We start from the raw sequence: 12,563 nt of genomic DNA on the forward strand, positions 1-12,563 counted from the left end.
CGGTGGATCGGGATGGCTGTGAAAGGCATCAGCCTTCGATGAAGGCGCGGATCCGCCTGGCAGCCTCGACACATTCGGCCAGCGGAGCCACCAGCGCCATGCGCACGCGCCCGGCACCCGGATTGACCCCATCCACGTCGCGGGACAGGTAGGAGCCTGGCACTACGGTCACATGCTGCTGTTCGAACAGCCCGCGGCAGAACGCCGCGTCATCGTTGCCAGGCACCTTGGCCCAGAGGTAGAAACCGCCATCGGGCTTCTGGACGTCCAGCACCGGGCCGAGGATCTCCAGCACGGCGTCGAATTTCTCGCGGTACAGGTCGCGGTTGTCGCGTACGTGGGCTTCGTCGTTCCAGGCGGCGATGGACGCCAGTTGGGTCTGCACCGGCATCGCGCAACCGTGGTAGGTGCGGTACAGCAGGAAGGCCTTGAGGATTTCCGCGTCGCCGGCCACGAAACCGGAGCGCAGGCCCGGCAGGTTGGAGCGCTTGGACAGGCTGTGGAACACCACGCAGCGCTTGAAGTCGCTGCGGCCCAGTTCCGCGCAGGCGCTGAGCAGGCCCGGCGGCGGGCTTTGCTCGTCGAAGTACAGTTCGCTGTAGCACTCGTCGGCGGCGATGACGAAGTCGTACTGGTCGGCCAGCGCGATCAGTTTCTTCAGGGTTTCCAGCGGAACCAGTGCGCCGGTCGGATTACCCGGGGAGCACAGGAACAGGATCTGGCAGCGCTCCCAGACCTGCGCCGGCACTGCGTCGAAGTCGGGGTTGAAACCGTTGCTGTCCAGGCATGGCAGGTAGTGCGGCTGCGCACCGGCCAGCAGGGCTGCGCCTTCGTAGATCTGGTAGAAGGGGTTCGGGCTGATGATCAGGCCGTTGTCGCTGCGGTTGACCACGGCCTGAGTGAAGGAAAACAGCGCTTCACGGGTGCCGTTGACCGGCAGTACGTGGCGGGCGGCGTCGAGCCAGCCGGCCGGTACGCCGAAGCGGCGTTCGCACCACTGGGCAATGGACTCGCGCAGGGCCGGCAGGCCGAGGGTGGTGGGGTACACCGCCATCTGGTCGAGGTTGTCGGCCAGGGCCTTGGCCACGAAGGCCGGCGAGGTGTGCTTCGGTTCACCGATCGACAGGGCGATGGCGCGTTTGTCCGCCGCCGGGGTGACGCCGCCCAGCAGGGCGCGCAGTTTCTCGAACGGGTAGGGCTGAAGCTGGTTCAAAGCGTTGTTCATCGTCGCGAAGTCTCGTCAAAGCATCAAATGGTCAGGCGGAAGGATTCGATCCCGCTGGCCTGGTCGACCCGCAACTGTTCGACGATCGCGTCCTGCAGGCGGCTGCACAGTTGTGGGTCGGAAAGGGGCTGGTTGTCGGCGTCGGTAATGAAGAACACGTCTTCCACGCGTTCGCCGAGGGTGGCGATCTTGGCGTTCTGCAGCGACAGGTCGAAGTCCAGGAAGATCTTGCCGATCCGTGCCAGCAGGCCCGGACGGTCGGGGGCGATGATCTCGAGGATGGTCACCGGCCGCTGGGCATCGTTGAGGATGGTTACCTGCGGCGCGAAACTGAAGTGCTTGAGCTGGCGCGGCACCCGGCGCTGGATGATGGTCGGGTAGTCGTCCGGGTTGCGCAGCGCGTCGGTCAGGCCGTCACGGATCTGCTTGACCCGCACGGGGTTGTCGCCGATCGAGCCGCCATCGTTGTCGAGCACGATGTAGGTGTCGAGGGTGAACTGGCTGCTGGAGGTGATGATCCGGGCGTCATGGATGTTCAGGTTGAGCTGGTCCATGGCCGCCACGGTCACGGCGAAGAAATCGTGCTGGTCGGGCGCGTAGATGAAAATCTGCGTGCCACCCTCGAACTCGCGCTGGGTGGTCTCCTTGATCAGCACCAGCGGACCGCTGTCGGCCGGTTGCTGGAGGATGGCGTCGGAATGCCAGGCGACATCGGCGGCGGTGTGGCGCAGGAAATAGTCGTCGCCCAGTTGCGACCAGAGCTGCTCGACATCGTCCTGGTCGTTGCCTTCGCGGATGAGGATGTCCAGTGCCGCGCTCTGGGTCTGGCGGATCTGCTCCTCGCGGTCCAGCGGATTCTCCAGGCCGCGGCGCAGGGCACGCTTGGTCTCGGTGTAGAGCTGGCGCAGCAGGCTGGCGCGCCACGAGTTCCACAGGCTCGGGTTGGTGGCATTGATGTCGGCGACGGTCAGCACGTAGAGGTAGTCGAGGTGCACCTGGTCCCCCACCCGCTGGGCGAAGTCGTGGATGACCTGGGGATCGGACAGATCCTTGCGCTGTGCGGTGGTGGACATTACCAGGTGATTCTGCACCAGCCAGACGATCAGGCGGCTGTCCCAGGCCGGCAACTGATGGCGTTGGCAGAACGCCTGTGCATCCACCGCGCCCAGTTCGGAGTGGTCGCCCTGGCGACCCTTGCCGATGTCGTGGTAGAGCCCGGCAAGGTAGATCAGCTCGGGCTTGGGCAGGCGGCCCATGAGCTTGCTCGCCAGGGGGAATTTCTCCGATACCGGGGTGTACTGCAGTTTGCGCAGGTGCTTGATCAGGTTGAGGGTGTGGGCGTCCACCGTATAGATGTGGAACAGGTCATGCTGCATCTGCCCGACGATCAGACCGAACTCCGGCAGGTAGCGGCCGAGGATGCCGTAGCGGTTCATGCGCCGCAGGTTGCGGTGGATGCCGATCTCGCACTTGAACAGCTCGATGAACAGGCTGGTGTTGCGGATATCGTTGCGGAAGTTGTCGTCGATCAGGTGACGGTATTCGCGCAGCAGGCGAATGGTATCGGCACGGACACCCTTGATCTCCGGGTGCTGGGCCATCAGCACGAAAATCTCCAGCATGGCGAACGGCGTGCGCTTGAAGACGTTGGGCCGTACCGCCTCGATGTAGCCGTCGTGCAACTGGAAGCGCGCGTTCAGCGGCTGGGTGGTGGTGCTGCTGTCATCGGTGAGGATCACTTCCTCGAAGTGCTGGATGATCAGGTCGCTCAGCTCGGCGATGCTCATCACCACCCGGTAGTACTGCTGCATGAACTGCTCGATGGCGCGCTTCGGGTTTTCGTCCTCGAAACCGAGCAGCGCGGCGATGCTGCGCTGGTGGTCAAACATCAGCCGGTCTTCGGCGCGTCCGGCGAGCATGTGCAGGGCATAGCGCACTTTCCAGAGAAATTCCTGGGAAGTGGCCAGCAACTTGTTTTCGCTTTCCAGCAGGAAGCCTTCGCCGGCCAGGGCATGCAGGTTCAGCGTGCCGTACTGGCGGCGGGCGACCCAGAGCACGGTCTGGATATCGCGCAGCCCGCCGGGCGAGCCCTTGACGTTGGGTTCCAGGTTGTATTCGGTGTCGTTGTACTTGTGGTGGCGGGCCTTCTGTTCGGCGCGCTTGGCAAGGAAAAACTCCTTGCTCGGCCACATATGCTCGGGGCTGGTGACCTCCAGCATGCGCTGGCGCAGGCGCTCGGGGCCGCAGATGGTGCGGCTTTCCATCAGGTTGGTGACCACGGTCAGGTCGGCCCGCGCCTGTTCGGCGCATTCTTCCACCGAGCGCACGCTCTGGCCGACCTCCAGGCCGATGTCCCACAGCAGGGTCAGGAAGCGTTCGATCGAATCGCGGAAGATCTCATGGTCTTCGCTGTCCAGCAGGATCAGCAGGTCGATGTCCGAGTGCGGGTGCAGCTCGCCGCGGCCGTAGCCTCCCACCGCGACCAGGGCGATATCGGCTTCGTCGCTCCAGTCGAAGTGGTTCCAGGCCTGCTGCAGGATGTTGTCGACGAACCAGGCGCGATCCTCGATCAGCCGGCGGATGTCGCGGCCCTGGCGAAAGCGTTCGTCAAGCACCTCGCCGGCGCGGCGGATGGCTTTCTTGAACGCCGCGATCGGGCTTGACTTGAGGGCCAGTTCCGCCTGGAACTGACCGCGGTCGAACAGCTCGGGATCCACCTGTGGCATCGAATCGAGTCCTGTCTGTCAGGCTGAGGTACGGGGAATGGTGTCGTCTTTGCGCAGCGTGAAGATTTCGTAACCGGTGGCGGTGACCACCAGGGTGTGCTCCCACTGGGCGGAAAGCTTGCGGTCCTTGGTGATGGCGGTCCAGCCGTCGCCCAGTACCTTGGTGTCGGCCTTGCCCTGGTTGATCATCGGCTCGATGGTGAAGGTCATGCCTTCCTTGAGTTCCATGCCGGTGCCGGCACGGCCGTAGTGCAGGATCTGCGGCTCTTCGTGGAATACCTTGCCGATACCGTGGCCGCAGAATTCACGGACGACCGAGAAACCATTCTTTTCCGCGTGTTTCTGGATCACTTCGCCGATGTCGCCCAGGCGGCAGCCCGGCTTCACCAGCTCGATGGCTTTATAAAGGCATTCCTGGGTGACTTTCGACAGGCGCTCGGCCCACACCGGGACTTCGCCCACATGGAACATGCGGCTAGTGTCGCCGTGGTAGCCATCCTTGATCACGGTGACGTCGATATTCAGTGTGTCACCGGCCTTGAGCGGCTTCTCGTTGGGAATGCCGTGGCACACCACATGGTTGATCGAGGTGCAGATCGACTTGGGGAAGCCCTTGTAGTTGAGCGGGGCAGGGATGGCGTGCTGCACGTTGACGATGTAGTCGTGGCAGAGGCGGTCGAGTTCTTCGGTGGTCACGCCCGGCTTGACGTGTTCTTCGATCATTTCCAGGACTTCGGCGGCCAGGCGGCCGGCGACGCGCATCTTCTCGATGTCTTCGGCGGTTTTGATGGTGACGGTCATTGCAGGCTCTCTACGGCGCCGTGGCGGCGCGACAAACAGGAAAGGCGCGATTCTAGCAGAGCGCTGGGGGTTTCAGGGCCCCGCGCCGCGGCTCGCGGTCAATGAATAGTGGCATTCTGGTCCGATCGGCATCGGGGTGCAAAGGCGCGCGGGCAGCGATGGTATTTCGGGTTCCGTTCGTCATCGGAGTGTGGTATAAAATGCGCCGCTTTCCGGGACGACCCCGAAAGCATTAACCCACACACGTATCGACACGATGGCCTGGGTGCCCCGATCCTCGGATTGCGGGTTGGTCATTGGGATGCGTGGAGGCCCAACCCGACTTATCAAGGAACTATCATGTCCCAAGTCAACATGCGCGATATGCTGAAGGCCGGTGTGCACTTCGGCCACCAGACCCGTTACTGGAACCCGAAAATGGGCAAGTACATTTTCGGCGCGCGCAACAAGATTCACATCATCAACCTGGAAAAAACCCTGCCAATGTTCAACGACGCTCTGACGTTCGTAGAGCGCCTGGCCCAGGGCAAGAACAAGATCCTGTTCGTCGGCACCAAGCGTTCCGCCGGCAAGATCGTTGCTGAGCAGGCTGCACGTTGCGGTTCGCCGTACGTCGACCACCGCTGGTTGGGCGGCATGCTGACCAACTACAAGACCATCCGCGCTTCGATCAAGCGTCTGCGCGAGCTGGAAACCCAGGCTGAAGACGGTACCTTCGCCAAGCTGACCAAGAAAGAAGCGCTGATGCGCTCCCGCGACCTGGAAAAACTGGATCGCAGCCTGGGCGGCATCAAGGACATGGGCGGCCTGCCAGACGCTCTGTTCGTGATCGACGTTGACCACGAGCGCATCGCCATCACCGAAGCCAACAAGCTGGGCATCCCGGTCATCGGCGTTGTCGATACCAACAGCAGCCCTGAAGGTGTTGACTACATCATCCCAGGTAACGACGACGCCATCCGCGCGATCGAGCTGTACATGGGTTCGATGGCTGACGCCGTCATCCGTGGCCGCAACAACGTTGCCGGTGGCACCGAAGTCTACGCTGAAGAAGCGCCAGCTGCTGAGTAATTGACGCTGCGTCGACTTGGCACGCAAAAAGGGGGCTAGGCCCCCTTTTTGCCACCTTGAAATCCTCCTGTCGCCAAGTGCCCGCATCATCGACGCGCCACTGACAGACAGGCAGTGAATTTCCAGAATTGAGCGCCCGTGTGTATCGGGTGGAATGGTTGAAAACCTATCCAAGAGGATTTTGAAATGGCAGAAATTACTGCAGCGCTGGTAAAAGAACTGCGCGAGCGTACTGGCGAAGGCATGATGGACTGCAAGAAAGCCCTCACCAAGGCTGGCGGCGATATCGAGAAAGCCATTGACGACATGCGCGCTTCCGGCGCCATCAAGGCTGCCAAGAAGGCTGGCAACATTGCCGCCGAAGGCGCCATCGCAATCAAGGACGACGGCAAGGCTGCCGTTCTGATCGAAGTCAACTCCCAGACCGACTTCCTGGCTCTGCAGGACGACTTCAAGGCCTTCGTTGCTGCCAGCGTCGAAAAAGCCTTCAACGACAAACTGACCGAGGTCGCTCCGCTGATCGCCGCTCAGGAAGATGCCCGCCTGGCCCTGGTTGCCAAGACTGGCGAAAACGTCAACATCCGCCGTCTGGCGCGTGTTGAAGGTGACGTGCTGGGTTCGTACCTGCACGGCAACAAGATCGGCGTCGTGGTTGCCCTCAAGGGTGGCAGCGTCGAGCTGGCCAAAGACATCGCCATGCACGTGGCTGCCAGCAACCCTGAGTTCCTGCTGCCGTCGGAAGTCTCCGCCGAAGCGATCGAGCGCGAGAAGAACGTCTTCCTGTCGCTGAACGAAGACAAGATGAAAGGCAAGCCAGCTGAAATCGTCGAGAAGATGATCAGCGGCCGTATCACCAAGTTCCTGGCCGAAGCCAGCCTGGTCGAGCAAGCCTTCGTCAAGGATCCGGACACCACCGTTGGTGCCCTGGCCAAGAAAGGCGGCGCTGAAATCGTTTCCTTCACCCGCTTCGCGGTCGGTGAAGGCATCGAGAAGAAAGAAGACAACTTCGCTGCCGAAGTTGCTGCTCAAGTGGCTGCTGCCCAGAAGCAATAAGACGGATTCACGTCTGTCGCCCCAAAGAGGCTGCCCGCTCACGCGCGCAGCCTCTTTGTCAAAGCGCGAGCGGTTCACGAGATCTGCTTTCGCTCTGGCGCTATTCGAGCGCCGCGCTACAGTTGGCGCAGGCTGTAAACAGCCCGCCCGGAATTTATACAAACGCCGCAGGAGAGATTCGCAATGGCTCAGCAGGTGAGTGGTCGTCAACCTCGCTATAAACGCATTTTGCTCAAACTTAGCGGCGAGGCCCTGATGGGCTCGGAAGACTTCGGGATCGACCCGAAGGTGCTGGATCGCATGGCGTTGGAAGTCGGGCAACTGGTCGGTATCGGTGTCCAGGTCGGCCTGGTGATCGGTGGCGGCAACCTGTTCCGTGGTGCGGCCCTGAGTGCGGCCGGCATGGATCGCGTCACCGGTGACCACATGGGCATGCTGGCGACCGTGATGAACGCCCTGGCCATGCGCGATGCGCTGGAGCGCTCGAACATCCCCGCCATCGTCATGTCGGCCATTTCCATGGTTGGCGTCACCGATCACTATGATCGCCGCAAAGGCATTCGCCACCTGAACTCCGGCGATGTGGTGATCTTCTCCGCCGGTACCGGCAATCCGTTCTTCACCACCGACTCGGCCGCCTGTCTGCGCGCCATCGAAATCGATGCCGATGTCGTGCTGAAGGCAACCAAGGTCGACGGCGTGTACACTGCCGATCCGTTCAAGGATCCGCATGCCGAGAAATTCGACCATCTGACGTACGATGAAGTCCTGGACCGCAAGCTCGGTGTGATGGACCTGACCGCAATCTGCCTGTGCCGTGACCACAAGATGCCGTTGCGGGTATTCAATATGAACAAGCCTGGCGCCTTGCTGAACATCGTAGTGGGCGGCGCTGAAGGAACTCTGATCGAGGAAGGCGAAGAATGATCAACGATATCAAGAAAGACGCTCAGGATCGCATGGGCAAGTCCATCGAGGCCCTGGGGCGCAACCTGGCTGCGATCCGTACCGGTCGTGCCCACCCAAGCATCCTGGACAGCGTCAAGGTGACTGCCTGGGGCAGCGAGATGCCGCTGAACCAGGTCGCCGCGATCAGCGTTGAAGACGCCCGTACCCTGAAGATCGTCGCTCACGACAAGAACCTGAGCGCTGCGATCGAGAAGGCTATCCTGACCTCCGACCTGGGTCTGAACCCGAGCAGTGCCGGTACCACCATTCGTGTGCCGATGCCGGCCCTGACCGAGGAAACCCGCAAGGGTTACACCAAGCAGGCCCGCGGTGTGGCGGAAGACGCCAAGGTGGCGGTGCGCAACGTGCGTCGCGACGCGCTGGCCGACCTGAAGAAGCTGGCCAAGGACAAGGAAATCAGCGAAGACGAGGAGCGTCGTGCAGGTGATGAGCTGCAGAAGATCACCGACAAGCACATCGCTGAGGTCGACAAGGCTCTGGAAGCGAAAGAAAAGGACCTGATGGCCGTTTAAGGCCGGGGTTTTTTCAATGGAAAAAAGCAAGCAGGGTATGCCGTCGTCGGTGCCGCGTCATGTCGCGATCATCATGGACGGAAACAATCGCTGGGCGAAGAAGCGCCTGTTGCCCGGCGTTGCCGGGCACAAGGCAGGGGTCGACGCGGTACGGGCTGTCATCGAGGTCTGTGCCGAGGCCAAGGTCGAAGTGCTGACCCTGTTCGCATTCTCCAGCGAGAACTGGCAGCGTCCCGCCGATGAGGTCGGGGCGCTGATGGAGCTGTTCTTCTCGGCCTTGCGCCGGGAAGCCAGGCGACTCAACGAAAACAACATCAGTTTGCGGATCATCGGTGATCGCTCGCGCTTTCATCCGGAACTGCAGGCTGCCATGCGTGAGGCCGAGGCGCTGACCGCTGGCAGCGATCGTTTCATCCTGCAAATCGCCGCCAACTACGGTGGTCAGTGGGATATCGCCCAGGCAGCACAGCGTCTGGCGCGAGAGGTACAGGCCGGGCACCTGCGCCCGGAAGACATCACGCCCGATCTGCTGCAGACCTGCCTCGCCACCGGCGACCTGCCATTGCCCGACCTGTGCATTCGCACTGGCGGCGAACACCGCATCAGCAACTTCCTGTTGTGGCAACTGGCTTACGCCGAGTTGTACTTCTCCGACCTCTATTGGCCGGACTTCAAACACGAGGCCATGCGCAATGCGCTGGCTGATTTCGCTTCGCGCCAGCGCCGCTTCGGTAAAACCAGCGAGCAGGTCGAAGCTGGAGCCCGTGCTTAATGCTCAAGCAACGCATCATTACCGCGCTGATCCTGCTGCCGATTGCCCTGGGCGGTTTCTTCCTGCTGGATGGCGCGGATTTCGCGCTGTTCATCGGTCTGGTGGTCAGTCTGGGGGGATGGGAGTGGGCTCGTCTCGCCGGCCTCACTGCTCAGGTCCTGCGGGTCGCTTACGCCACCGTGATCGCCGGTCTTCTGCTGTTGCTCTACCTCATGCCGGACCTGGCCCCTTGGGTGCTGGGTGCGTCGGTGTTGTGGTGGGGTGTAGCGACCTGGCTGGTGATGACCTACCCAGGCAGCAGCGAGTTGTGGGCGAGTGCCGCCTGCCGTTTGCTCATCGGTGTCCTGATCCTGTTGCCCGCCTGGCAAGGTCTGGTGCTGCTCAAGCACTGGCCGATGGGTGACTGGTTGATCCTGTCGGTCATGATCCTGGTCTGGGGGGCGGACATCGGGGCGTACTTCTCGGGCCGGGCTTTCGGCAAGCGCAAGCTGGCGCCGCAGGTCAGTCCCGGCAAGAGCTGGGAAGGGGTGTATGGTGGGCTGGTGCTGAGCCTGGTCATTACCCTTGGTGTCGGCTTGACTCGCCATTGGAGCCTGGGTGAGGTGCTGTTCGGGCTGTTCGGTGTGACCCTTGTGGTCATGGGGTCGGTGGTTGGTGATCTGACCGAAAGCATGTTCAAGCGCCGCGCCGGGATCAAGGACAGCAGCAACCTGTTGCCGGGGCATGGCGGCGTCCTGGATCGGATCGACAGCCTGACGGCGGCCATCCCACTGTTCGCGGTGCTGCTGTGGGCCGCTGATTGGGGCGTGCTGTGAACCGCATACAACGCATAACCGTGCTCGGGGCCACTGGCTCCATCGGGCTGAGCACGCTGGATGTGATCGCTCGGCATCCGGAGCGCTATCAGGTTTTTGCCCTGACCGGCTATTCCCGTCTCAGTGAGCTGCTGCAACTGTGCTTGCGCCATGCGCCGGTTTTTGCGGTGGTGCCGGATGAGCAGGCGGCCGTGGTGCTGCGTGCCGGTCTGGAAGCGGCTGGCTCACGCACCGAGGTGCTGGTGGGCGAGCAGGGGCTGTGTGATGTCGCGGCTGATCCGCAGGTCGATGCGGTAATGGCGGCGATCGTCGGCGCCGCCGGCTTGCGTCCGACCCTGGCGGCAGTGGAGGCGGGCAAGAAGGTGCTGTTGGCGAACAAGGAAGCGCTGGTCATGTCCGGCGCCTTGTTCATGCAGGCGGTTCAGCGCAGCAAGGCCGTGCTGCTGCCGATCGACAGCGAGCACAACGCGATTTTCCAGTGCCTTCCGGGCGATTACAGTCGCGGTCTGGCCCAGGTGGGGGTCCGCCGGATTCTGCTGACGGCTTCGGGCGGTCCGTTCCGCGAGACGCCGGCCGATGAGCTGGCGCTGGTCAGTCCGGAGCAGGCGTGCGCTCACCCCAACTGGTCCATGGGGCGGAAAATTTCCGTGGACTCGGCGAGCATGATGAACAAAGGCCTGGAGCTGATCGAGGCGTGCTGGCTGTTCGATGCGCGGCCGTCCCAGGTCGAGGTGGTGGTGCATCCCCAGAGCGTGATCCATTCGCTGGTGGACTATGTCGACGGCTCGGTGCTGGCGCAGTTGGGTAACCCCGACATGCGCACGCCTATTGCCAACGCCCTGGCCTGGCCTGAGCGGATCGATTCCGGGGTTGCACCGCTGGATCTCTTCGCCATCGCCCGCCTGGACTTCCAGGCGCCCGACGAGCGGCGTTTTCCTTGCCTGCGCCTGGCACGAGAGGCTGCCGAAGCCGGTAACAGTGCTCCGGCGATGCTCAACGCGGCGAACGAGGTCGCGGTGGAGGCCTTCCTTCAACGGCGCATCCGCTTCCCGGAAATCGCGAGTATGATCGGTCAGGTGCTTGACCGGGAGCCGGTTGTGGCCGTGGATACGCTGGACGCGGTGTTTGCCGCCGACCAGCGTGCCAGGGCGCTGGCCGGCCAGTGGTTGGAGCGTCACGGGCGCTGAGGGCGCAACGCCGGGATGCAGTGCGCCGGCCCCTGTCGAACGTCATTCGGAGAAAGACATGAGTGCGCTTTACATGATTGTCGGTACCCTGGTCGCCCTGGGTGTGCTGGTTACCTTTCACGAATTCGGGCACTTCTGGGTGGCGCGGCGGTGTGGCGTCAAGGTGCTGCGTTTTTCCGTCGGCTTCGGCACGCCGCTGTTGCGCTGGCACGACCGGCAGGGCACCGAGTTCGTGATCGCGGCCATCCCGCTGGGTGGCTACGTCAAGATGCTGGACGAGCGGGAAAGCGACGTTCCTGCTGCCCTGGCCGCACAATCCTTCAATCGCAAGACAGTCGGGCAGCGTATCGCCATCACGGCGGCCGGTCCGATTGCCAACTTCCTGCTGGCCATCGTGTTTTTCTGGATGCTGGCGATGCTCGGCAGTCAGCAGGTGCGGCCGGTAGTCGGCGGGGTCGAAGCCGGCAGTCTCGCGGCAGTGGCCGGTCTCACTGCCGGTCAGGAAATCGTTTCAATCGATGGCAAACCGACCAATGGTTGGGCCGAGATCAACCTGCAACTGGTTCGCCGCCTGGGTGAAAGCGGTTCGCTGCAGATCGGCGTTCGCGATGACGGCGCCAGTCAGGGCAGTCTCCATACCGTTTCCCTGGACAATTGGCTCAAGGGCGCCGATGAGCCGGACCCGATCCGCTCCCTGGGTATCCGTCCCTGGCGGCCGGCGCTGGCGCCAGTGCTTGCAGAGCTCGATCCAAAAGGGCCGGCGCAGGCCGCCGGACTGAAAACCGGTGACCGGCTGCTGAGCCTGGACGGTCAATCGCTGAGCGACTGGCAGCAAGTGGTCGACACCGTGCGGGGCCGGGCGGGCAGCCGCATTCTGCTGGCCGTCGAGCGGGACGGTGCGCGCCTGGAGTTGCCGGTGACCCTGGCAACCCGCGGCGAGGGCGCATCGGCCAGCGGCTATCTGGGTGCCGGTGTTGCGCCCGTCGAATGGCCAGCGCAAATGCTGCGCGAAGTCAGTTACGGACCGCTCGAAGCGGTAGGGCAGGGGCTCTCCCGAACCTGGAGCATGAGCGTCCTGACCCTTGATTCACTGAAGAAAATGCTCTTCGGCGAGCTCTCGGTAAAAAACTTGAGCGGACCGATAACCATTGCTAAAGTGGCGGGCGCTTCAGCCCAGTCCGGCATTGGTGATTTCCTTAATTTCCTTGCCTACCTGAGCATAAGCCTGGGGGTTCTTAACTTGCTGCCCATTCCGGTTCTGGATGGGGGGCATTTGCTGTTCTACCTGATCGAGTGGGCGCGTGGCCGTCCACTGTCGGACCGGGTGCAAGGTTGGGGTATCCAGATCGGTATCAGTTTGGTAGTCGGGGTGATGTTGCTCGCCCTGATCAACGATTTGGGTCGACTGTAACGCTTCGTTCAATTGCGAACC

11 protein-coding genes are annotated in these 12,563 nt (G+C 62.5%); 8 read left to right on the forward strand and 3 right to left on the reverse strand.

All coding sequences use genetic code 11. The annotated features are described in order from the left end of the window. Positions 1-28 precede the first annotated feature (28 nt). From dapC to map, 3 genes are read right to left on the reverse strand one after another with little or no spacing between them, the layout of a single operon-like run. Positions 29-1,225 carry a succinyldiaminopimelate transaminase gene (gene dapC / locus AC05QJ_RS07845; RefSeq protein ID WP_476746336.1) on the reverse strand — a complete coding sequence of 399 codons (1,197 nt, stop codon included), beginning with the start codon at positions 1,223-1,225 and terminating at the stop codon, positions 29-31. A gap of 23 nt (positions 1,226-1,248) precedes the next feature. Then, positions 1,249-3,951, reverse strand: a complete 2,703-nt coding sequence (locus AC05QJ_RS07850; protein WP_476746337.1) for a [protein-PII] uridylyltransferase — start codon at positions 3,949-3,951, stop codon at positions 1,249-1,251. 18 nt (positions 3,952-3,969) lie between these two features. After that, positions 3,970-4,752 (reverse strand): type I methionyl aminopeptidase, encoded by a 783-nt coding sequence (map, locus tag AC05QJ_RS07855; RefSeq protein WP_476746338.1) that lies wholly within the window; start codon positions 4,750-4,752, stop codon positions 3,970-3,972. 339 nt (positions 4,753-5,091) lie between these two features. On the opposite strand from map, the gene rpsB reads away from it, so the two are divergent. The 8 genes from rpsB to rseP all read left to right on the forward strand — a co-directional run bounded on the left by rpsB (position 5,092) and on the right by rseP (position 12,542). Continuing rightward, a complete protein-coding gene (rpsB, locus tag AC05QJ_RS07860; RefSeq protein ID WP_476746339.1) occupies positions 5,092-5,823 on the forward strand; it encodes a 30S ribosomal protein S2 in 732 nt (243 codons plus the stop codon). Positions 5,824-6,009: 186 nt separating this feature from the next. Beyond that, a complete protein-coding gene (tsf, locus tag AC05QJ_RS07865; protein ID WP_476746340.1) occupies positions 6,010-6,876 on the forward strand; it encodes a translation elongation factor Ts in 867 nt (288 codons plus the stop codon). A gap of 183 nt (positions 6,877-7,059) precedes the next feature. Continuing rightward, positions 7,060-7,803 (forward strand): UMP kinase, encoded by a 744-nt coding sequence (pyrH, locus tag AC05QJ_RS07870; protein WP_476746341.1) that lies wholly within the window; start codon positions 7,060-7,062, stop codon positions 7,801-7,803. Continuing rightward, the gene (gene frr / locus AC05QJ_RS07875; RefSeq protein WP_476746342.1) at positions 7,800-8,357 is read left to right on the forward strand and encodes a ribosome recycling factor; all 558 of its coding nucleotides are present in this window, start codon (positions 7,800-7,802) and stop codon (positions 8,355-8,357) included. Before pyrH ends, frr begins: the two co-directional genes overlap by 4 nt. Before the next feature lie 16 nt (positions 8,358-8,373). Beyond that, the gene (gene uppS, locus AC05QJ_RS07880; protein ID WP_476746343.1) at positions 8,374-9,129 is read left to right on the forward strand and encodes a polyprenyl diphosphate synthase; all 756 of its coding nucleotides are present in this window, start codon (positions 8,374-8,376) and stop codon (positions 9,127-9,129) included. Beyond that, positions 9,129-9,944, forward strand: coding sequence for a phosphatidate cytidylyltransferase (locus AC05QJ_RS07885; protein ID WP_476746344.1), 816 nt, complete (start codon positions 9,129-9,131; stop codon positions 9,942-9,944). The genes uppS and AC05QJ_RS07885 overlap by 1 nt, the downstream gene beginning before the upstream one ends. After that, positions 9,941-11,131 carry a 1-deoxy-D-xylulose-5-phosphate reductoisomerase gene (gene ispC, locus AC05QJ_RS07890; protein WP_476746345.1) on the forward strand — a complete coding sequence of 397 codons (1,191 nt, stop codon included), beginning with the start codon at positions 9,941-9,943 and terminating at the stop codon, positions 11,129-11,131. Before AC05QJ_RS07885 ends, ispC begins: the two co-directional genes overlap by 4 nt. A gap of 58 nt (positions 11,132-11,189) precedes the next feature. Further along, a complete protein-coding gene (rseP, locus tag AC05QJ_RS07895; protein ID WP_476747891.1) occupies positions 11,190-12,542 on the forward strand; it encodes an RIP metalloprotease RseP in 1,353 nt (450 codons plus the stop codon). The last annotated feature ends 21 nt before the right edge of the window (positions 12,543-12,563 follow it).

It is taken from the genome of Pseudomonas sp. TUM25319 (assembly GCF_056388475.1).

What these genes read in the sequence shown, in the direction of transcription:
- dapC (WP_476746336.1), bottom strand. Translation starts at nt 1,225, where the DNA reads ATGAACAACGCTTTGAACCAGCTTCAGCCCTACCCGTTCGAGAAACTG.
- AC05QJ_RS07850 (WP_476746337.1), bottom strand. Translation starts at nt 3,951, where the DNA reads ATGCCACAGGTGGATCCCGAGCTGTTCGACCGCGGTCAGTTCCAGGCG.
- map (WP_476746338.1), bottom strand. Translation starts at nt 4,752, where the DNA reads ATGACCGTCACCATCAAAACCGCCGAAGACATCGAGAAGATGCGCGTC.
- rpsB (WP_476746339.1), top strand. Translation starts at nt 5,092, where the DNA reads ATGTCCCAAGTCAACATGCGCGATATGCTGAAGGCCGGTGTGCACTTC.
- tsf (WP_476746340.1), top strand. Translation starts at nt 6,010, where the DNA reads ATGGCAGAAATTACTGCAGCGCTGGTAAAAGAACTGCGCGAGCGTACT.
- pyrH (WP_476746341.1), top strand. Translation starts at nt 7,060, where the DNA reads ATGGCTCAGCAGGTGAGTGGTCGTCAACCTCGCTATAAACGCATTTTG.
- frr (WP_476746342.1), top strand. Translation starts at nt 7,800, where the DNA reads ATGATCAACGATATCAAGAAAGACGCTCAGGATCGCATGGGCAAGTCC.
- uppS (WP_476746343.1), top strand. Translation starts at nt 8,374, where the DNA reads ATGGAAAAAAGCAAGCAGGGTATGCCGTCGTCGGTGCCGCGTCATGTC.
- AC05QJ_RS07885 (WP_476746344.1), top strand. Translation starts at nt 9,129, where the DNA reads ATGCTCAAGCAACGCATCATTACCGCGCTGATCCTGCTGCCGATTGCC.
- rseP (WP_476747891.1), top strand. Translation starts at nt 11,190, where the DNA reads ATGAGTGCGCTTTACATGATTGTCGGTACCCTGGTCGCCCTGGGTGTG.